Here is a 20,130-nt window from a genome sequence, read left to right as displayed (position 1 = left end):
GCGAATCTTGGGGGGTGCGCGTGCCGAACCGGTTGCATTTCGGGCCCGACGATCTCTTGCGGTGCCGGTTCGCCGTGTCGCCGCTGTGGGAGACGCAGGAAGCCGTGCGGACCCTGAAGCGGCCGGACCGGCACGGCTACCACCCGCAGTGGCTGCGGCGGATCCGCGGGGCGAGCGCCGGGCTCGACCTCGGGCCGCTGTGGATGCTGATGCCGCAGCGCGGGTACACCCCGGACTTCCTCGGCCCTCCCCCCATCGGCCCCGCCGCCACCTTCGCGGAGGAGATCGCGGCGGTGCGCGCGGCCGACCCCGAGGCCGCGCGGGAGGAGCTGGCGCGAGCGCTCGCCTGCACCGCGGGGGCCACCGAGTCCCCTCGGGGGCGCGCGCTGCTCGCCGATCCCGTACGCGCGGTGCGGGACCTCGCGGATGCCGTGGAGGCCGCCTGGCACACCCTCGTCGAGCCGGACTGGCCCCGGCTCCGCGCGCTCCTCGACGCGGATGTCGCCTTCCACTCGCGGCGGCTCGCGGAGGTCGGCCTCGGCGCGCTGATCGCCGAGCTCGACCCCCGGTTCACCTGGGAGTCGAAGACGCTGACCGTCGCGCGGTCGGCCGACCATGTGCGGCATCTGGCGGGCGAGGGCCTCGTCCTGCTGCCCAGTGTCTTCGCCTGGCCCGACGTGGTGGGCGGCCACGAGCCGCCCTGGCAACCGACCCTGGCCTATCCCGCCCGTGGCCTCGCCGGGCTCTGGGCCGAGCCGGGCGACCGTACCTCCGAGGCGCTCGTACGGCTGCTCGGGCGGGGCAGGGCGACCGTCCTCGCCGCGCTCACCGACCCCGCCACCACCTCGGCCCTGGCGCATCGGCTGGGGCTCGCCCCGTCGTCGGTCTCCGCGCACCTCGGGGCCCTGCGTGACGCGGGGCTGCTGATCTCGCGGCGGTACGGACACCAGGTGCTCTACGAACGCACCCCGCTCGGCATCGCGCTGGCGAGCGGTGGCGGTATCTGAGGTTCCCCGCCCGGTGTCGTAACCGAGGGCGGTTGGACCGTTATGTAACGATTGCCCGGTCACCGTCGCCCAAGGGGGCTGGATGCACCGGCTGCTCCGCACGTTCACCGCACTCACGGCCCTCACGGCCCTCGGGCTCACGGCGGGGTGCTCCGCCGAATCCGGCACGGGCAAGGAGCGGACGGCCACCGAGGCCGGACCCTCCACCGACGCCACCAAGAACGCCTCGCGGAGCGCCTTCTGGGTCGACCCGGAGAGCGCCGCCGCCCGGCAGGTCAGGCAGTGGGAGCAGGAGGGCCGCACCCAGGACGCCGCCGCGCTCAAGCGGATCTCCGAGCAGCCCATGGCCGTGTGGCCCGCGGGCGACGACCCCGCCCCGGACATCAAGGCCGCCGTGGACGGCGCCGCACAGGGCGACCGCACCGCCGTGCTCGTCGCGTACAACATCCCGCACCGCGACTGCGGCCAGCACTCCGCGGGCGGCGCGCACAGCTCGGACTTCTACCGGCAGTGGATCGACTCGTTCGCGGGCGCCGTCGGCGACCGGTCGGCCGTCGTCATCCTGGAGCCCGACGCGGTCGCGCACATCGTGGACGGCTGCACCCCCGCCGAGTACCACGCGGAGCGCTACCAGCTGCTCTCCGACGCCATCCAGCGGCTCAAGAAGCAGCCCCGGGTGAAGGTCTACCTGGACGCGGGCAACCCGGGCTGGATCAGCCAGGCGGACAAGCTCGCCGAACCGCTCAAGCAGGCGGGCATCGACCAGGCCGACGGCTTCTCGCTGAACGTCTCGAACTTCCAGGGCGACGACACCATCAAGGCGTACGGCCGCAGCCTCTCCGAGGTCGTCGGCGGCAAGCACTTCGTGATGGACACCAGCCGCAACGGCAAGGGCCCGCTCGCCGGGGACCGCGCGGACGCCTGGTGCAATCCGCCGGGCCGTGGCCTCGGCACCCCGCCCACGGACCAGACGGGTGACGCGCTGCTCGACGCGGTCCTGTGGATCAAGCGGCCCGGGGACTCGGACGGACCGTGCCGCGGCGGCCCGGCGGCCGGCCAGTGGTGGCCCGACTACGCGCTGGGTCTCGCGCGCAACGCCAAGGCCACCTGACCGCGGCGGATCCGGCTACTTCCCGTTCACGTGGATCCACTTCGCCTCCGACGAGGCGCCGTCCTGGTCCGTCACGAACAGCATGTACCAGCCGGGCGGCACCAGGGCGGTGTCGCCCTTGGGCACGTCCACCGTCACCTCGCCCTTGCCCTTGGTGAGGCCGAGCGCGATCGACCGCTGCTCGACGTCCGTCGTGTGCGTCACCGCGCTGGGGCGCATCAGACGGGCCGAGGCGATCTTCCCGGGGTGCTCCGTACGGAACGTCGCGCGGCCGTCGGCCGCCAGCTGCTCGGGGCCCTCGCCCAGGACCGGCCGGTTGTCGCCCGCCTTGTGCAGCGTGGGCGGCGTGAAGACCTCCATGCGCTGCTCGAAGTGGCCGAGCTTGGTGTTCTGGTGGTCGTCGAAGAGCGGGTCCGAGCCAAACGTGACGACCCGTCCGTCGGGCAGGAGCAGCGCCTCCGAGTGGTAGTTGCGGCCCACCTTGGGGGACGCCGCCGACCGGAAGCTGTTCGTCTTGGGGTCGTAGAACTGCGCCTTGAGGATGTTGCTCCCGCCGCGCCCCCGGTAGTCCTTGGAGCCGTTGGACGTGAACACCGAGTCGTCCGGCAGGATCACGCTGTTCAGGTAGCGCGTGCCCTGCGGGAGTTCGGGCCCGGTCCTGAAGGCGGGGCTCTTCTCCTTGAGGTCGACCACGGCCGTGCGCCGGGTCGCCTTCTCGGACTCGCCGACACCACCGCCGCCCATGATCATCACTTTCTGGTCCTGCGCCGGGGGCAGCAGGAGGGACGCGGACGTCTCGGTCTGGTCGAGGTCGACGAGGCCGGGGATCTTGTCGAACTTGTTCGTCTTCAGGTCCCAGAGGCCGGGCTGACGGCCCTTGTCGGCGGGGCCGTAGCCCGCGTTCGACGCCGGGTAGAAGAGCTTGCCGCCCTTGGTGAGGAAGAGCGCCGGGTAGGTCGGGAAGTAGCGCTTGGGACCGTTGGTCCACTTCTTCGTCTTCGGGTCGTAGATCTCGTTGTCGCCCGGGTCGATCATGCCCACGTCGTCGAGGCCGGAGACCGCGAGCACCTTGCCGTCGTCAAGACCGACGAGCGTGGGGTACCAGCGGGCCTTCTTCATCGGGTCCACGGCGATGTACTTCTCGGCCGTCGGGTCGAACTCGTACGCCGCCTTGATCCCCTGGAAGTCCTGCTTGTCCATGGTGATCTTCTCGGCGATCCCGTACGCGTTGTCCGCGTCCTTGCCGGTGAGACCCTCGATCTCGTACTGCGCGGACTTCCGCGTGACGAACTCGTCGCCCTCCTGGGCGGCCTCGACGAAGACGCGTGCCTCGCTCGCCTTGACCGTCGTCTTCCAGGGCTGCATCACACCGCTCTTGGAGTACGTGATCTCGTAGTCCCGCTTGGCCTTGGGGACCTTGACGTCGAACTTGCTCACGTACTCGACGCCCGACGGCGAGCGGAAACGGGTGCCCTTCTTAAGGACGATGGCCTTGTCGGGGCTCTCGTTCTTGACGCGCATGCCGCCGCCGGCCCGGTTGATCTCCCCGTCGAGGAGTTCGTAGCGCGCCGTGCCGCCCGCCACCAGAAGGCGGCCATCGGGGAGCTGGGCGTGACCCGAGCAGAAGAAGTCCTCCGGGGTCCTGATCTTCTTGAAGGTGTCCGTCTTCGGGTCCCAGAGGATCGTGTCGAACGACCCCGCGTCGAACTTCTTCTGCTCGTTCCCGGAACCCGCGACGATCAGGACCTTGCCGGTGTGCAGGAGCGCGGCGTGGATGGCGTTGGTGCGGAACTCCTCGGGGATGCCGATCTGCTTCCAGGAGCCGTACTTGGCCTTGTAGCCGGGCTGGGCGATCTTGTACTCGTAGTACTGCTCCTCGGCGAAGGAGACTGCCGCCGGTGCGTTGAGTCCTACGAGCAGCGCGCCCGCCCCGACGCCTAGGAGCGTCTTCTTGGTGCGCTGCGAGGGCCGGTAAGCCATGGGTCAGTTCCCTCCTGTCGTCGTACCGGTGGCGAACGCCGGCTCCGGCTCGCCCTCCGCGCCGGTGGCGGCCATGCTGTCCGCGTCTTCCCTGCCGAGCCGCCGCGCCTTCTGGCGGGCCGCTCCGCGGACCCTGCGCTCCTTGAAGAGCGTGCAGCTCCAGATCGCCACCGGGGCGAGCGAGATGGCCATCGCCAGTACGGCCCAGGTGCGCATCGCCACATGCGTGTGGCCGAGCACGAACGAGGCGACCAGTGAACTGGCCAGGACCGCCGCCCAGAAGAGATGGATGCGGAAGGTCAGCACCCGGTCCGGGCTGGCGTCACCGCCCTTGGGCGTGACCACGAAGCGGCTCGGGCGGCGCACGACGGCGGCGCCGAGCGATTTGGCGTAGATGGGCGCGGAGAGCGCGGACATCGCCATGCCCGCGAGGCCTCCGGAGCCCTCCGGTTCGTGCGGGGAGACGTTGTGGCGGCGGTTCCAGAGATAGAGCCCCACCTGGAGCGCTGCCGCGTCGCTGTAGAGCATCAGCCAGACGGATGCGGCGACCTGTGTGCCGGAGGCGCCGAACCAGAGGAAGAGCACGCAGCTCAGCACGCCGAGCAGCCAGTTGACGGCCGTCATGGGGTAGTAGACGAGCATCATCGTGTACGAGAAGAGCCGGCCGGGCGGCATCGTGAACGGCGCCTTCCAGTACTGCTTGAACAGCGTCTCGTACGTCCCGCGCGACCAGCGCATCTGCTGGGTGAAGAAGTCCGTCCAGGAGGCGGGGCCCTCGCCGACGGCGAGCACGTCGGGGGTGTAGACCGACCGCCAGTGGTGCTTGGTGCCGGGGTTCTTGTGGCGGTGCATCTCGAAGCCGGTGGCCATGTCCTCGGTGATGGAGTCGTACAGGCCGCCGATCTGGCGGAGCGCCGCGATGCGTACGACGTTGTTGGTGCCGACGAACATGGGGGCGCGGTAGCAGTTGCCGGCGCGCTGGATCAGGGCGTGAAAGAGGAACTGCTGGGACTCGGCGGCCTTGGTGACGGCGCTGTCGTAGTTCCCGTAGACCTGCGGCCCCACGACGAACGCGACGTCCTCGTCCCGGAAGTAACCCATCATCCGTTCAAGGAAGTTGGGGAGCGGGACGTGGTCGGTGTCCACGGAGGCGAAGAACTCGTACGCGTCGCCGTGCATCGCGAGCCAGGCGTTGTAGTTGCCGTGCTTGGTGCGGGCCTTGTGGACACCCTTCGTGCGGTTCCACTCGGGCACTCCGTTGCGGGTGAAGTGACGTACGCCGAGCTCGGCGCAGAGCGCCTTGGCATCCGCGTCGTCGCCCTCGTCCAGGAGCCAGACGTCGAGGGGGCCGGTGTGGTGTATCCGCTTGGCCCCTTCGAGGGTCGCGCGCACCATGCCGAGGGGTTCCTTGCCCGGCACGTACGTCGTGAGGAACGCGACGCGGGTGCCGGGTTCGGGGGTGACCGGGACCGGGTCCCTCGCCACCATCGTCGCGTGGGCGATCGAGATGACGTTGACGAGCATGAAGAGCTCGATCAGGCCGATGGCCACGAGCATCGTGATGTCGAGCCCGATGAGCCAGCGGTCGGCGCCCTCGCGTTCCGTCCAGTGCGTCGGCCACACGAGGTAGACGAGGAGGAGGCCGGTGAGAACGGGGGCCAGCGTCATGAGGATGACGGCTCGTATTCGGTGGGGCTCGCTGGCGAGGAGCTTGTTGTACTGCACCCGATAGCGGCCACCTTCGCCGTCCGGCTCTGTGAGCGGTCCGGCGAGTGTGCTGTGGGTTTCGTAGTCGTAGCCCTCCGGCCGCACAGCGCCTCCAGGTCTTGAGTGATCTGGCTCTGGCAGGTTCGGGTCCGAACGAGCCGATACCCACACAAAAGTGGAGTTTTCTCGGCGTGTCGAACCGGATGCGTCCGTGCGGGCGGTCTTAGGGTGAGCGGTTCGGCCATGGTTGCGGGGCGGGGCGCCCTGGGGCGCGTGTCCCGCCGCGTTGCTCCGTCAGTGGACGGGCTCGCCGATCTCCCCCGCCGGACGCACGGCACTTCGGCGCCGACGGCGCCGGCTCCCGTACGCGAAGAAGCCCCCGCCGAGCTGTCGGCAGGGGCTTCTTCACACGTACGTGGCGGCTACTCGGAGAGGTGTCGCTCCACCGTCTCGACCTTCGACGTCATCCCGTCCGTCACCCCGGGGCGGATGTCCGCCTTCATGACGACGGATACGCGCGGCGCCCGGGCCTCGACCGCGGCGACGGCGCGCTTGACGACGTCCATCACCTCGTCCCACTCGCCCTCGACCGACGTGAACATCGCGTCGGTGCGGTTGGGCAGGCCCGACTCGCGGACCACGCGGACCGCGTCGGCGACGTACTCGCCCACGTCCTCGCCGACGCCCAGCGGGGTCACGGAGAAGGCGACGATCATGCGCTGACCACTCCTTCGCGGCGGGCGCGCGACGCGATCACGGCGGCCTCGGCCTCACGCTTCAGCTTCCGCTCGGCGAAGAAGCCGCCGGTCGGCAGGACGGAGAGGATGAAGTAGAGGGCGGCCGTCTTCACGTTCCACTTCGTGCGGTTCCAGGCGTCGAGCCAGAACAGCACGTACAGGACGAAGAGCACGCCGTGGACCATGCCCATCACCGGCACGGCGTTGAACTCCGTGGTCCGCTTCAGCACCGAGCAGACGATCAGCAGCAGGAAGGAGACGGCCTCGGGGGCCGAGACCAGACGGAGGCGGCGGAGTGCGGAAGCGGTCTTGATGTCCACGGAACACCTTCGGTGGGAGGCGGGAGCGAGGGGCGGGGCCGCTCGACGGCATTGCTGGCATGGATCTTGTGAATGCGCGCACAAGCGACCCCCATTGTGACATCGGGGTGTTCTCGGGGTTCGCTCAGGGGCCGTTGCCCTGTTCCGACCCCATATCCGACGGCTACCGTCGATACGTGGCAACGTTCCGACTGCAAGGCAGCAGGGTGCTCGCCGTGGACATGTCCGGCGACGCCGTCAAGGCGAAGAACGGCTCGATGGTCGCGTACGACGGCCAGATGGCCTTCAAAAAGATGACCGGCGGAGGCGAGGGCATACGGGGCATGGTGACCCGCCGACTCACCGGCGAGCAGATGACGGTGATGGAGGTGAAGGGGCACGGCACCTGCTGGTTCGCGGACCGCGCCACCGAGATCAACCTGGTGCAGCTGCGCGGCGAGACGCTCTTCGTCGAGGCGGGCAATCTCCTGTGCACGGACGGGGGCCTGCGCACCGGCACCCATTTCACCGGTGTCCGCGGCGCCTCGCAGGGCAATGGTCTGTTCACTACGACCGTCGAGGGCTCGGGCCAGGCGGCGATCATGTCCGACGGCCCCGCGGTGGTACTGCGCGTGAGCCGGCAGTATCCCCTCACGGTGGACCCGGGGGCCTATGTCGCACACCAGGGAGACCTCCGGCAGAACCTCCAGTCGGGGGTCACTTTCCGTACGCTGCTCGGCGAGGGCGGCGGCGAGGCCTTCCAGATCCGCTTCGAGGGCGACGGACTCGTCTACGTCCAGCCCAGCGAGCGGAACACGATCGCGGGGGACGTCTGACATGCCCTTCCGAGAGATCAACTCGAAGATGGTCGAGGCGACCCTCCTTCCGGGCCAGCGGCTGTTCAGCCAGCGCGGCGCCATGCTCGCCTACAAAGGAGACGTGGTCTTCACGCCCAATATCCAGGGCGGGCAGGGCGGCCTGGCCTCCATGATCGGCCGCCGCGTCGCCAACGAGGCGACACCCCTGATGACCGTCGAGGTCCCCCAAGGTCTTGATGACCAGGGAGGCACCTCCGTCGGCACCGTCCTCTTCGGGCACGGCGGCCACCACATCCAGGTGATCAGCCTCACCGGGGACACCCTCTACGTGGAAGCGGACCGGCTGCTCGCCTTCGACGGGACGCTCCAGCAGGGCACGATGTTCATGGGCTCGCAGGGCGGCGTCATGGGCATGGTCCGCGGACAGGTCACCGGCCAGGGCCTCTTCACGACCACCCTCAAGGGACAGGGCGCGGTCGCCGTCATGGCGCACGGCGGTGTCATCGAGGTGCCGATCACCCCACAGCGCCCGGTCCATGTCGACCCGCAGGCGTATGTGGCGCACCACGGCGACGTGCGCAACAAACTCTCCACGGCGCTCGGCTGGCGCGACATGGTGGGGCGGGGCTCGGGCGAGGCGTTCCAGCTGGAGCTGTCCGGGAGCGGTGCGGTGTACGTCCAGGCGTCGGAGGAGAAGCTGTGAACCCCTCAATGCCCGCGGGCGGGCCCACGGTCTTCGACCCGATGACGCTGCCGAGCGACGACAGCGTGAACGCGTACACCTTCTGCGTGGAGCTCAAGGGGAGCCAGTGGTTCCTGCAGAAGGGGAAGATGATCGCCTACTACGGGTCGATCGAGTTCAACGGCATCGGGCACGGCCGCCTGGACCGTCTGGTGCGCACGAGTTTTCATTCGCCCCTGCACGCGAGCGACTGGGTGGTGGCCGACGGCCAGGGCAAGATGCTCCTCGCCGACCGGGCCTTCGACGTGAATTCGTACGACCTGGAAGACGGCAACCTGACCATTCGCTCCGGCAACCTCCTCGCTTTTCAGCCAACTCTCGCGCTGAAGCAGTCCATCGTTCCGGGCTTTCTGACCCTGATCGGAACGGGCAAGTTCGTGGCCGCGTCGAACGGCCCGGTCGTCTTCATGGAGCCGCCGATCCGGGTCGATCCGCAGGCCTTGGTGGGCTGGGCCGACTGCCCTTCGCCCTGCCATCACTACGACCACGGATATCTGACCGGAGTCATCGGCGGCGTGCGGGCACTGACCGGGATCGGCGGAACCTCAAGTGAGGAGCACCAGTTCGAGTTCGTGGGCGCGGGCACGGTGCTTCTGCAGTCCTCGGAGGCCCTCATGGCCGAGCAGGCGACGGGTGCGGTGCCGCAGCAGGCGGGCGTGCCGGGCGGCCAGGGCGCGCCGGGCCGGCAAGGCCAACACGGACAACACGGTCAGCAGCCGGGGCAACCGCGCCTTCCCGGACAACTGGGGGACCTCCAGCGTCGCTTCGGCCTGTGAGCGGTAGTCTGCGGAGTGTGACGGCGAACGCCTGTGCCCCTCTTTCACCTGGAGGGTGAGAGGCGCGTGTCACACACCGACATTCGTTCACCTTTCAACTTCTTAGGTAGAATCGATTCCATGGAGACCGAGACGGCCCCGCAGTGGCTGACCAACGAGGAACAGTGCGCCTGGCGCACCCACGTGGAGGTCAACAGGATGCTGACATATCAGCTCGAGAAAGACCTCCAGCCGTTCAACCTGACCATGAACGACTACGACATCCTCGTGCATCTCTCCGAATCGGAAGAGAAGCGGATGCGCATGAGCGATCTGGCGGCCGCCACACTGCAGTCCAAGAGCCGCCTGTCCCACCAGATCACCCGCATGGAGAACGCGGGCCTGGTCCGCCGGGAGAACTGCGAGTCCGACCGGCGCGGGCTCTACACCGTCCTCACGGACGAGGGCATGGAGACCATGCAGCGGGTCGCCCCGCACCACGTGGACTCCGTCCGCCGGCACTTCGTCGACCTGATCTCACCCGAGGCGCTCGGCGAACTCCACAAGGCGCTGACCCCGATCGCGGAACATCTCCGCGCCCAGCGGGGCAAGCCCTGACCCTCACCGGGTGACGGCAGGGACCCTGAGCTCGAAGAGCGCTCCCCCACCGGGAGCCTCCGAGACCGTGAGGGTCCCGCCGTGGCGTGCGGCGACGTCGCGTGCGATGGCAAGGCCCAGACCCGCCCCGCCGTCATCCCTGGTGCGGGCGTCGTCGAGGCGGACGAAGCGCTCGAAGATCCGGTCGCGTTCGCCCTCCGGCACACCGTCCCCGTCGTCGGAGACCTCGATGACCGCCCACGCGCCGTCGGCGCGGGTGGCGACCGTGACGTGCGAGCGCGCGTGACGCTGGGCGTTGTTCACGAGGTTGCCGAGCACCCGCGCCAACTGGCCGCGGGAGCCGGTGACTTCGACGCTCTCCAGATCCATGCGGACGTCGGCGCGGTCCCGCGTGCGCTGCGAGAGCTCCTCGCGGGCCAGGGCCGCCAGGTCCACATGCCCGCCGCCCGGCTTCTCACCCGCGTCGAGACGGGCCAGGAGCAGCAGATCGGCGGCCAGTTCCTGAAGTCGTACGGTGTCCTCGACCGCACCGTCCACATCCAGCAACTCCGGGTGGGCCACGCCGACTTCGAGCTGGGTGCGCAAGGAGGCGATGGGGCTGCGCAGTTCGTGCGAGGCGTCGGCCACGAAGCGGCGCTGACGTTCCACCGAGCTCTGCAGGGCGGCGAGCGTCTCGTTGGTGGTCGTGGCCAGGCGGGCGATCTCGTCGTGCGTGTCCGGCTCGGGCACGCGGCGCGCGAGGTCCTCCGACGCGGTGATCGCGGCCATCTCCGAGCGGATCGCGTCCACCGGGCGCAGGGCGCGGCGGGTCACCAGCCAGGTCACCAGGGCGATGACGGCCAGGAGCAGCGGGAAACCGATGAGCATGGACGTCAGCGCCGTGGAGACCGCGCTCTGCTGGGCGCCGAGCGAGGCGCCCGCGTAGACGGTGAGGTCGCCCTTCTTCTCGACGTTCACCTCGACCGCGGCGAAGCGGTAGTCCTGCGTCTCGCCGTCGACGGTGGCGGAGCCGGAAGTGACCTTCGCCGGATCCTCGGAGATCTCCCCCGCTTCGAGCGCGTCACCCTCACTCTCGTCGTCGTCATCGCCCTCGCTCTTGGGGGGCGCGGACGCTGCCGGCCGGGGCTTCACCGAGTCGACCCCGGTGCCGCTGATGCTCTCCAGGTCGTCGCCGACGGCGACGAGCCGTCCGTCGCCGTCCACGACCTGGACCGGATGGTCCTCCCCGTCCAGATCCAGATCGCCGTACGGCACGTTCGCGGCGAGCTGCGAGGCCACCCCGCGGGCGGCGGACTCGGCCTGGCCGCTCGCCTGGTCGGTCAGGTTCGCGCGCAGCGAGAGCAGGACGGCGGCACCGGCGGCGACCAGCGCGACGGCCACGACGAGGCTGGCGCCGAGGGTGGCGCGGGCCCGGACGGAACTGAAGAATCTCTTCATCGGGGGGTCTCCAGGCGGTATCCGGCGCCGCGCACCGTCTTGATCAGCGGCGCACCGAGCTTGCGCCGCAAGGCGCTGATGTACACCTCGACGATGTTCGGGTCGCCCTCGTAGGCGAAGTCCCAGACGTGTTCGAGGATGTCGCCCTTGGAGACCACCTCGCCCGCCCGCAGGACGAGCTGTTCAAGGACCGCGAACTCCTTGGCGGTGAGCGTCACTTCGTCGTCCCCGCCGCGGAAGACGCGGCGCGCCGCGGTGTCGACCTTGAGGTCGCCGAGGGTGTGGACGGGGGAAGGGCCGCCGTTGCCGCGGCGGCGCAGGAGCGCCTTCACCCGGGCAACGAGCACGACGTACGAGAAGGGCTTGGTCAGGTAGTCGTCGGCGCCCGTGTCGAGCCCCTCGGCCTCGTCGTACTCGCCGTCCTTGGCGGTCAGCATCAGGATCGGCACGTCGTGACCGGCGGCGCGCAGGGTGGAGCAGACGCGGTAGCCGTTCATGCCGGGCAGCATGATGTCGAGGATGACGAGGTCGTACGTCCCCTCGCTCGCCCGGTGCAGTCCGTCGATGCCGTCGTGCACGACGTCCACGGCGTACCCCTCGGCCGTCAGGCCCTTGGCCAGGGACAGCGCGAGGCGCTTTTCGTCTTCCACGATCAACAGGCGCATGCGTTCAGGGTCCCAGAGCGAACCTGAAGAGTTCTTCAGGCGGCTTCAGCCTGGCTTCAGGGTCGCTCAGCCAGATTGGTTCTTGTCGAAAGCGAACGGCAGCGGCCCATCGGCCGCACAGCCACCGACTCGGGAGGACCCCCTCATGAAGCGCAACATCGTCATCGCCACAGTCGCCGCCATCGCACTGGTCGGGGGCGGCACGGCGTCGGCTCTCGCCGTCACCGGCGACGACGACTCGTCGGCCACCGCGAAGAAGTCGAGCGTTCAGCTGAAGGACGACGACCGCGGTGATGACCGCGGCGACGACAGGGACGACAGCGACGACCGGAACGACGCCAAGGAGAACACCGCCGAGGTGAAGGCCGCCAAGGTGACGGCCGCCGACGCGATCAAGGCGGCGCTGGCGGACAAGTCCGGTACCGCGGTCTCCGCCGAGCTCGACGACGAGGACAACGGCGGCCTGGTCTGGGACGTCGACCTGCTCAAGGGCGACACGTGGCACAGCGTCCAGGTCGACCCCGGCACCGGCAAGGTGCTCGGCTCGCACACCGAGAAGGACGACGACGGCGACGCGGGCCGCGTGGCCGCCGCACTGAAGGGTGCCTCCGTCAACGCCGAGGACGCGGCGAAGGCCGCCGCCGGCAAGGGCACGGTGACGTCCGTGGACCTGGACGACGACGGCACGGCCAAGGCCTGGGAGGCGGAGACCTCCGGTGCGAAGGGTGCGGAGTCCGACTGGAAGGTGGACCTGCAGTCCGGCAAGGTCACCGCGGACCACTCGGACAGCCACGACGACGACTCGGACGACAACGACTCCGACGACTGATACCCCGTCCCCCCGGGAGAGCCGGTCCCGCAGGGTGTGCCCCTGCGGGGCCTGCTCGCGTCGCGCTACTGCCTGAACCGCCGCTTCGCGATGGGTGTTTCCCGCCCACCCGATTACCCCGGGGTGCTCGGGTGGGTGGGCGGGAAAAATCGCCGCGAAGCGGCGGCTAGTGCGCCCGCAAAGCCGCACAGCCACAGAGCGGCCCAGCAGCCCAGCAGCCCAGCAGCGAAGCAACCCCCGCAGTCACCGCAGAGCCCCGCACGGCTCCGCAAGGCCCCGCGGGGCCGGTCCCGCTCAACCCGCGGTCAAGCTCGCCACCAGTTCGTCGGCCGCCGCGTACGGGTCCAGCTCCCCCGCCACGATCCGTTCCGCCAGCGCCGAGAGCCTCGCATCTCCATGGAGATCTGCGATTCGCTCCCGCAAAGCGGTGACCGCGATGGTCTCCACCTCACGGGCCGCCCGAGCGGCGCGACGTTCGGCGAGTACGCCCCGCTCCTCCATCCACGCCCGGTGCTTCTCCAGGGCCTCGACGACCTCGTCGATCCCCTCGCCCCGCGCGGCCACCGTCTTCACGATGGGCGGGCGCCAGTCCCCGGCGCCCCGCGACTCCCCGAGCCCCAGCATGTGGTTCAGCTCGCGCGCGGTCGCGTCCGCGCCGTCCCGGTCCGCCTTGTTGACGACGTACACGTCGCCGATCTCCAGGATTCCGGCCTTCGCCGCCTGGATCCCGTCGCCCATGCCGGGGGCGAGCAGCACCACCGACGTGTCCGCCTGCGAGGCGATCTCCACCTCGGACTGGCCCACGCCGACCGTCTCGACCAGGATCACGTCGCAGCCCGCCGCGTCCAGGACACGGATCGCCTGCGGCGCCGACCACGCGAGGCCGCCCAGGTGGCCGCGCGTCGCCATCGAGCGGATGTAGACCCCGGGGTCGGACGCGTGCTCCGACATCCGGACCCGGTCACCGAGCAGCGCGCCCCCGGAGAAGGGGGACGACGGGTCGACGGCAAGGACGCCGACCCGCTTCCCCGCCCGCCGGTACGCCGACACCAGCGCCGACGTCGAAGTCGACTTGCCGACACCGGGCGATCCCGTGAGGCCCACCACGTACGCATGGCCCGCCAGCGGAGCCAGCGCCGCCATGACCTCGCGGAGCTGCGGCGACGCCCCCTCGATCAGTGAGATCAGCCGGGCCACGGCCCGTGGCCTGCCCTCGCGGGCCTGCGCCACCAGGGAGGGGACGTCCTGCATGTCAGACAGCTCCGTTCCAAGACGTGTCCAAGACGGGGGAGAAGGTTCAAACGCACAACGGCGTCAGGCCTTCGCCACCTTCACGATCAGCGCGTCACCCTGCCCGCCGCCACCGCACAGCGCGGCCGCGCCCACGCCGCCGCCCCGCCGCTTCAGCTCAAGGGCGAGGTGCAGCACGACGCGTGCGCCGGACATGCCGATCGGGTGGCCCAGGGCGATGGCACCGCCGTTGACGTTCACCTTTTCCGAGGACACCCCGAGGTCCTTCATTGACTGCACCGCGACCGCGGCGAAGGCCTCGTTGATCTCGATGAGGTCGAGGTCGGCGACGTCCAGGCCCTCCTTCTTCAGGGCGTGCTGGATGGCGTTCGACGGCTGCGACTGGAGCGAGTTGTCCGGGCCCGCTACGTTGCCGTGCGCCCCGATCTCCGCGATCCAGTCCAGGCCGAGCTCCTCGGCCTTGGCCTTCGACATCACGACGACCGCCGCGGCGCCGTCGGAGATCTGCGAGGACGTGCCCGCCGTGATCGTGCCGTCCTTGGTGAAGGCGGGGCGCAGCTTGCCCAGCGACTCGGCGGTCGTCTCGGCGCGGATGCCCTCGTCCTTGGAGAAGAGGACCGGGTCGCCCTTGCGCTGCGGGATCTCGACCGGGGTGATCTCGGCCTCGAAGATGCCGTTCTTCTGGGCGGCGGCCGCGCGCTGGTGGGAGGCTGCCGCGATCTCGTCCTGCTCGGGACGGGCGATGCCCAGGCGGGTGTTGTGCTTCTCCGTGGACTCGCCCATGGCGATGTTCTCGAAGGGGTCGGTCAGGCCGTCGTGCGCCATGGCGTCGAGCATCTCGATGGCGCCGTACTTGACGCCCTCGCGGGACTTGGGCAGGACGTGCGGCGCGTTCGTCATCGACTCCTGGCCGCCGGCGACGACGATGTCGAACTCGCCCGCGCGGATCAGCTGGTCGGCGAGCGCGATCGCGTCGAGCCCGGAGAGACACACCTTGTTGACGGTGAGTGCGGGGACGTTCATGGGGATGCCCGCCTTGACGGCGGCCTGACGTGCCGGGATCTGCCCTGCCCCGGCCGTGAGCACCTGCCCCATGATCACGTACTGCACCTGGTCGCCGCCGATGCCGGCCCGGTCGAGCGCGGCCTTGATCGCGAAACCGCCCAGGTCGGCGCCGGAGAAGGACTTCAGGGAGCCGAGCAGGCGGCCCATGGGCGTTCGCGCGCCCGCGACGATCACTGAGGTGGTACCGGTCGTTCCAGACATGTGCCACGGCCCCTTGGGAGGAGGAGTTAATGAGGGTTTACTTGAATGTACTGAGCGGTACGCCGTGCGTCATCGGGCGCTAGGTGTGATCGCGCGCACGTTGTGTAATCACTGCCGGAGGGGCTGCACTTAAAACATGCTGACGCGAATCGATCACATCGGGATCGCCTGTTTCGACCTCGACAAGACAGTCGAGTTCTACCGGGAGACGTACGGCTTCACGGTGTTCCACACCGAAGTCAACGAAGAGCAGGGCGTGCGCGAGGCCATGCTCAAGATCAATGAGACGAGCGATGGAGGGGCCTCCTACCTGCAGCTCCTCGAACCCACTCGCGATGATTCCGCGGTGGGCAAGTGGCTGGCGAAGAACGGCGAGGGTGTGCACCACATCGCCTTCGGCACCGCGGACGTGGACGGCGACGCCGCGGCCATCAAGGACAAGGGCGTACGCGTCCTTTACCAGGAGCCCCGAATCGGGTCCATGGGATCCCGCATCACCTTCCTGCACCCCAAGGACTGTCACGGTGTGCTGACCGAACTCGTCACCTCGGCAGCTCAGGAGTCACCGGAGCACTGACCTCCGCATACTTGGGCCGGTAGGGTTGGGGTCGGCCGTCCGAAGTTCGGGCGGCCGGTCGTCCGTACGCTGGGCGGCCGCTTGCCGGGGTCCGGGTTTCGGGGGACGAGCGTCAGGGCAGCAGCCCAAGCTCTGCTGTTGATCTGACACCATTCCCCGTGGGCCCCGTTCGGCGGATGGACAGGGCTCGTACGAAGAGACTTGCGACCAGGGGACGGATGGGACCGCGCAGTGCGGGGCTACGAACGCCAAGAGAGCTCGCGGGCTGAGACGGACCATCTTTCGCGGTTCGAGGCCGAGATGGACCGGCTGAAGACCGAACGAGAGAAGGCTGTTCAGCACGCCGAGGACCTCGGCTATCAGGTCGAGGTGTTGCGCGCCAAGCTGCACGAGGCGCGCCGCAACCTCGCGTCCCGCCCTGCCTATGACGGCGCGGACATCGGCTACCAGGCCGAGCAGTTGCTCCGTAATGCCCAGATCCAGGCCGACCAGCTGCGCCAGGACGCCGAGCGGGAGCTGCGCGACGCACGTGCGCAGACCCAGCGCATCCTCCAGGAGCACGCCGAGCAGCAGGCCAGGCTCCAGTCCGAGCTGCACTCCGAGGCGGTGTCACGCCGTCAGCAGCTCGACCAGGAGCTGTCCGAGCGCCGCCAGACCGTCGAGTCGCACGTCAACGAGAACGTGGCGTGGGCCGAGCAGCTGCGGGCCCGCACCGAACAGCAGGCGCGCCGCCTGCTCGACGAGTCGCGCGCCGAGGCCGACCAGGCCCTGGCCGCCGCCCGTGCCGAGGCCGAGCGCGTGGCCGAAGAGGCCCGCCAGCGCCTGTCGAGCGACGCCGAGTCGGCCCGCGCCGAGGCCGAAGCGATCCTGCGCCGGGCCCGCTCGGACGCCGAGCGCCTCCTGAACGCCGCGTCCACGCAGGCGCAGGAGGCCACCGACCACGCGGAGCAGCTGCGCTCCACCACGGCCACCGAGTCCGAACAGGCGCGCCGCCAGGCCACCGAGGCGAGCCGGGCCGCCGAGCAGCGCATGGCGGAGGCCGAGACGGCTCTGCGCGAGGCGCGCGCGGAGGCCGACAAGGTCGTCGCCGAGGCCAAGGAACTGGCGTCCAAGCAGCTCTCGGCCGCCGAGGGTGCCAACGAACAGCGCACGCGCACCGCCAAGGAGCAGGTCGCCCGGCTGGTCGGCGAGGCCACGAAGGAAGCCGAGGCCACCAGGACCGAGGCCGAGCAGCTCGTCGCCGACGCCCGCGCCGAGGCCGAGAAGCTGATCAAGGAAGCCGCCGAGAAGGCGCGCACGATCACCGCCGAGGAGACCGCGGGCCAGCTCGCCAAGGCCGCCCGCACCGCGGAGGACGTACTCGACAAGGCGTCCAAGGACGCCAAGGAGACGACGAAGGCCGCCACGGAGGAGGCCGAGCGGATCCGCACCGAGGCCGAGACCGAGGCGGACCGGCTGCGCGCCGAGGCGCACGACATCGCCGAGCAGCTCAAGGGCACGGCGAAGGACGACACCAAGGAGTACCGCGCCAAGACCGTCGAGCTGCAGGAGGAGGCGCGCAGGCTGCGCGGCGAGGCCGAGCAGCTGCGGGCCGACGCGGTCACCGAGGGCGAGCGGATCCGCAGCGAGGCCCGGCGCGAGGCCGTCCAGCAGATCGAGGAGGCGGCCAGGTCCGCCGAGGAGCTGCTCGCCAAGGCGAAGGCCGACGCGGAGGAGCTGAAGTCGGCCGCGGCCACCGAGAGCGACCGGGTCCGCACCGAGGCCATCGAGCGCGCCACGTCCCTGCGCAAGCAGGCCGAGGAGACCCTGGAGCGCACCCGCGCGGAGGCCGACCGGCACCGCGAGGAGGCAGCCGAGCAGGCCGAGGCCACGAAGACCGAGGCAGAGGACGCGGCACGGGCCCTGCACGAGGAGACCGAGCGGGCGATAGCGGCACGTCAGGCGGAGGCCGCCGACGAGCTGGCGCGCCTGCACACGGAGGCCGAGGAGCGTCTCGCCTCCGCCGAGCAGGCGCTGACCGACGCCCGCGCCGAGGCCGAGCGCATCCGCAAGGAAGCGTCGGACGAGACGGACCGCCTGCGTGCGGAGTCCGCCGAGCGGATCCGCACCCTTCAGTCGCAGGCCGAGACCGAGGCCGAGCGGCTGCGCACCGAGGCCGCCGCCGACGCCTCGCAGGCACGCGCCGAGGCCGAGAACATCGCCGTGCGGCTGCGTTCGGACGCCGCCAACGAGGCCGAGCGGCTCAAGACCGAGGCCCAGGAGTCGGCCGACCGTCTCCGCTCGGAGGCGGCCGCCGCCGCCGAGCGCGTGGGTGCGGAGGCCGCCGAGGCGCTGTCCGCGGCCCAGGAGGAGGCCGCGAGGCGCCGCAGGGAGGCCGAGGAGACCCTCAGCTCCGCGCGTGCCGAGGCCGACCAGGAGCGCGAGCGGGCCCGCGAGCAGAGCGAGGAGCTCCTCGCATCCGCCCGCAAGCGCGTCGAGGAGGCCCAGGCCGAGGCCGTCCGCCTCGTCGAGGAGGCCGACCGCAGGGCGACCGAGATGGTCTCCAGCGCCGAGCAGACCGCCCAGTCCGTACGGGACTCGGTGGCGGGCCTGCAGGAGGCGGCACAGGACGAGATCGCGGGCCTGCGCAGCGCCGCCGAGCACGCGGCGGAGCGCACCAGGACCGAGGCACAGGAGGAGGCGGACCGCGTCCGCGCCGACGCGTATGCCGAGCGGGAGCGCGCCACCGAGGACGCGGGCCGCGTCAGGCGCGAGGCGCACGAAGAGACCGAGGCCGCCAAGTCCCTGGCCGAGCGCACCGTTTCGGAGGCGATCGCGGAGGCCGAGCGGTTGCGTTCGGACGCCTCCGAGTACGCCCAGCGTTCGCGCACGGAGGCCTCGGACGCGATCGCGTCGGCCGAGCAGGACGCGTCCCGTACGCGTGCCGACGCCCGCGAGGACGCCAACCGCATCCGCGGCGACGCGGCGAGCCAGGCCGACCAGTTGATCGGCGAGGCGCGCAGCGAGGCGGAGCGGCTGCAGAACGAGACGGTCGCGGAGGCCGAGCGGCTGCGGGCCGAGACCGCGGCGGAGGCCGAGCGGCTGCGCGGCGAGGCGGCTTCGGAGGCCGAGCGGGTGCGCTCGGAGTCGGTGGCCAAGGCCGAGAAGCTCATCTCGGACGCGACGGGCGACGCCGAGCGGCTGCGCGCGGACGCCGCCGAGACGGTCGGCTCCGCCCAGCAGCACGCCGAGCGCATCCGGTCCGAGGCCGAGCGCGTCAAGGCGGAGGCGGCGGCCGAGGCCGAGCGGCTCACCTCGCAGGCGCGGGAGGAGGCCGAACGGACCCTGGACGAGGCGCGCCAGGCGGCCAACAAGCGCCGCTCCGAGGCGGCCGAGCAGGTCGACACGCTCATCACGGAGGCGGCGGCCGAGGCCGACAAGCTGACGGCGGACTCCCAGGAGAAGGCGCTCAAGGCGACCACGGACGCCGAGGCGCAGGCCGACACGATGGTCGGCGCCGCCCGCACGGAGGCCGACCGTCTGGTGGCCGAGGCGCGGGTCGAGGGCAACTCCCTGGTGGAGAAGGCCCGTACGGACGCGGACGAACTGCTCGTCGGTGCCCGCAGGGACGCGACGGCCATAAGGGAGCGCTCCGAGGAGCAGCGCGACCGCCTCACCGCGGAGATCGAGGAGCTGCACGAGCGTGCGCGCCGCGAGTCCGCCGAGGCGATGAAGTCCGCGGGCGAGCGCTGTGACGCGTTGGTGAAGGCCGCGGAGGAGCAGCTCGCCGAGGCCGAGGCGAAGGCCAAGGAGCTGGTGTCGGACGCGAGTTCCGAGGCCGGCAAGGTCCGCATCTCCGCCGTGAAGCGGGCCGAGGCGCTGCTCAAGGAGGCCGAGACGAAGGTCGCCGAGCTGGTGCGCGACGCCGAGCGCGTCAAGGCGGAGGCGCAGGCCGAGGCGGAGCGTACGGTTGACGAGGGCAAGCGCGAGCTCGAGGTCCTCGTCCGGCGCCGGGAGGACATCAACGCGGAGATTTCCCGTGTCCAGGACGTGCTGGAGGCGTTGGAGTCTTTTGAGGCCCCACCGATCCCCGGCGCGAAGGACGGTGGCGTCAAGGCCGGTGCAGCCGCGGGGTCGACTCGATCGGGTGGCAAGCCGTCTGAGGGCTAGCCAAAGAACATCTCGCGTGCTTTGTAAGGACCTTCGGCACTGTCGCTGGCAAGTGCTCCGGCGGTTAGCCACTCAAAAGGGGTGTCATTCTCCAGATCAAACGGGCATCTGCTCGATGACACGCCGCTTGGACCCCTAGGATTCCCCCTATCACCTCACCGGTCTCATTCGACAGGAACCCC

At 70.3% G+C, this 20,130-nt stretch carries 17 protein-coding genes; 9 read left to right on the top strand and 8 right to left on the bottom strand.

Annotated elements, in window-relative coordinates; translation table 11 throughout:
* Window positions 1–20 precede the first annotated feature (20 nt).
* Together AB0E78_RS19200 and AB0E78_RS19195 are read left to right on the top strand one after the other, a co-directional pair.
* Window positions 21–1,007: a DUF5937 family protein gene (locus AB0E78_RS19200; RefSeq protein WP_361833815.1), complete on the top strand. Its 987-nt coding sequence runs from the start codon at window positions 21–23 to the stop codon at window positions 1,005–1,007.
* A gap of 82 nt (window positions 1,008–1,089) precedes the next feature.
* Complete coding sequence (locus tag AB0E78_RS19195) at window positions 1,090–2,118, top strand: glycoside hydrolase family 6 protein (RefSeq protein WP_361833691.1); 1,029 nt, start codon at window positions 1,090–1,092, stop codon at window positions 2,116–2,118.
* A gap of 15 nt (window positions 2,119–2,133) precedes the next feature.
* Here the strand turns inward: AB0E78_RS19195 and AB0E78_RS19190 are convergent, their stop codons facing one another.
* From AB0E78_RS19190 to AB0E78_RS19175, 4 genes are all read right to left on the bottom strand, one after another.
* Window positions 2,134–4,098, bottom strand: a complete 1,965-nt coding sequence (locus tag AB0E78_RS19190; RefSeq protein ID WP_361833689.1) for a kelch motif-containing protein — start codon at window positions 4,096–4,098, stop codon at window positions 2,134–2,136.
* A 3-nt stretch (window positions 4,099–4,101) separates the two neighbouring features.
* Window positions 4,102–5,910 carry a cellulose synthase catalytic subunit gene (locus tag AB0E78_RS19185; RefSeq protein ID WP_361833687.1) on the bottom strand — a complete coding sequence of 603 codons (1,809 nt, stop codon included), beginning with the start codon at window positions 5,908–5,910 and terminating at the stop codon, window positions 4,102–4,104.
* A gap of 317 nt (window positions 5,911–6,227) precedes the next feature.
* Window positions 6,228–6,521: an MTH1187 family thiamine-binding protein gene (locus AB0E78_RS19180; protein WP_249587703.1), complete on the bottom strand. Its 294-nt coding sequence runs from the start codon at window positions 6,519–6,521 to the stop codon at window positions 6,228–6,230.
* Window positions 6,518–6,862, bottom strand: a complete 345-nt coding sequence (locus tag AB0E78_RS19175; protein WP_361833685.1) for a DUF3817 domain-containing protein — start codon at window positions 6,860–6,862, stop codon at window positions 6,518–6,520. Before AB0E78_RS19175 ends, AB0E78_RS19180 begins: the two co-directional genes overlap by 4 nt.
* Window positions 6,863–7,038: 176 nt before the next feature.
* Between AB0E78_RS19175 and AB0E78_RS19170 the strand changes: the two genes are divergently transcribed.
* The 4 genes from AB0E78_RS19170 to AB0E78_RS19155 all read left to right on the top strand — a co-directional run bounded on the left by AB0E78_RS19170 (window position 7,039) and on the right by AB0E78_RS19155 (window position 9,774).
* The gene (locus tag AB0E78_RS19170) at window positions 7,039–7,677 is read left to right on the top strand and encodes an AIM24 family protein (RefSeq protein WP_361833683.1); all 639 of its coding nucleotides are present in this window, start codon (window positions 7,039–7,041) and stop codon (window positions 7,675–7,677) included.
* Window position 7,678: 1 nt separating this feature from the next.
* Complete coding sequence (locus AB0E78_RS19165) at window positions 7,679–8,362, top strand: AIM24 family protein (RefSeq protein WP_361833681.1); 684 nt, start codon at window positions 7,679–7,681, stop codon at window positions 8,360–8,362.
* A gap of 8 nt (window positions 8,363–8,370) precedes the next feature.
* On the top strand, window positions 8,371–9,177 hold the full coding sequence (locus AB0E78_RS19160; RefSeq protein ID WP_361833813.1) for an AIM24 family protein: 807 nt from the start codon (window positions 8,371–8,373) through the stop codon (window positions 9,175–9,177).
* 120 nt (window positions 9,178–9,297) lie between these two features.
* On the top strand, window positions 9,298–9,774 hold the full coding sequence (locus AB0E78_RS19155; protein ID WP_361833679.1) for a MarR family transcriptional regulator: 477 nt from the start codon (window positions 9,298–9,300) through the stop codon (window positions 9,772–9,774).
* A gap of 3 nt (window positions 9,775–9,777) precedes the next feature.
* Here the strand turns inward: AB0E78_RS19155 and AB0E78_RS19150 are convergent, their stop codons facing one another.
* Both AB0E78_RS19150 and AB0E78_RS19145 read right to left on the bottom strand, forming a co-directional pair.
* Window positions 9,778–11,211, bottom strand: a complete 1,434-nt coding sequence (locus AB0E78_RS19150) for a HAMP domain-containing sensor histidine kinase (RefSeq protein WP_361833677.1) — start codon at window positions 11,209–11,211, stop codon at window positions 9,778–9,780.
* The gene (locus AB0E78_RS19145; RefSeq protein WP_361833675.1) at window positions 11,208–11,876 is read right to left on the bottom strand and encodes a response regulator transcription factor; all 669 of its coding nucleotides are present in this window, start codon (window positions 11,874–11,876) and stop codon (window positions 11,208–11,210) included. The genes AB0E78_RS19150 and AB0E78_RS19145 overlap by 4 nt, the downstream gene beginning before the upstream one ends.
* Window positions 11,877–12,021: 145 nt before the next feature.
* Here AB0E78_RS19145 and AB0E78_RS19140 point away from each other — a divergent pair, with 145 nt between their 5' ends.
* Window positions 12,022–12,705 carry a PepSY domain-containing protein gene (locus AB0E78_RS19140; RefSeq protein WP_361833673.1) on the top strand — a complete coding sequence of 228 codons (684 nt, stop codon included), beginning with the start codon at window positions 12,022–12,024 and terminating at the stop codon, window positions 12,703–12,705.
* Between the two features lie 294 nt (window positions 12,706–12,999).
* Here the strand turns inward: AB0E78_RS19140 and meaB are convergent, their stop codons facing one another.
* Together meaB and AB0E78_RS19130 are read right to left on the bottom strand one after the other, a co-directional pair.
* On the bottom strand, window positions 13,000–13,956 hold the full coding sequence (gene meaB / locus AB0E78_RS19135; RefSeq protein WP_361833671.1) for a methylmalonyl Co-A mutase-associated GTPase MeaB: 957 nt from the start codon (window positions 13,954–13,956) through the stop codon (window positions 13,000–13,002).
* Window positions 13,957–14,019: 63 nt separating this feature from the next.
* The gene (locus tag AB0E78_RS19130; protein ID WP_361833669.1) at window positions 14,020–15,222 is read right to left on the bottom strand and encodes an acetyl-CoA C-acetyltransferase; all 1,203 of its coding nucleotides are present in this window, start codon (window positions 15,220–15,222) and stop codon (window positions 14,020–14,022) included.
* A gap of 136 nt (window positions 15,223–15,358) precedes the next feature.
* On the opposite strand from AB0E78_RS19130, the gene mce reads away from it, so the two are divergent.
* Both mce and scy read left to right on the top strand, forming a co-directional pair.
* Window positions 15,359–15,799 carry a methylmalonyl-CoA epimerase gene (gene mce, locus AB0E78_RS19125; protein ID WP_249587713.1) on the top strand — a complete coding sequence of 147 codons (441 nt, stop codon included), beginning with the start codon at window positions 15,359–15,361 and terminating at the stop codon, window positions 15,797–15,799.
* A 231-nt stretch (window positions 15,800–16,030) separates the two neighbouring features.
* Window positions 16,031–19,948: a polarized growth protein Scy gene (gene scy / locus AB0E78_RS19120; RefSeq protein ID WP_361833666.1), complete on the top strand. Its 3,918-nt coding sequence runs from the start codon at window positions 16,031–16,033 to the stop codon at window positions 19,946–19,948.
* The last annotated feature ends 182 nt before the right edge of the window (window positions 19,949–20,130 follow it).

The sequence above is a fragment of the Streptomyces sp. NPDC032198 genome, from assembly GCF_040636975.1.
Classification (GTDB): domain Bacteria; phylum Actinomycetota; class Actinomycetes; order Streptomycetales; family Streptomycetaceae; genus Streptomyces.
This window is presented reverse-complemented; position numbering and strand designations above follow the sequence as displayed.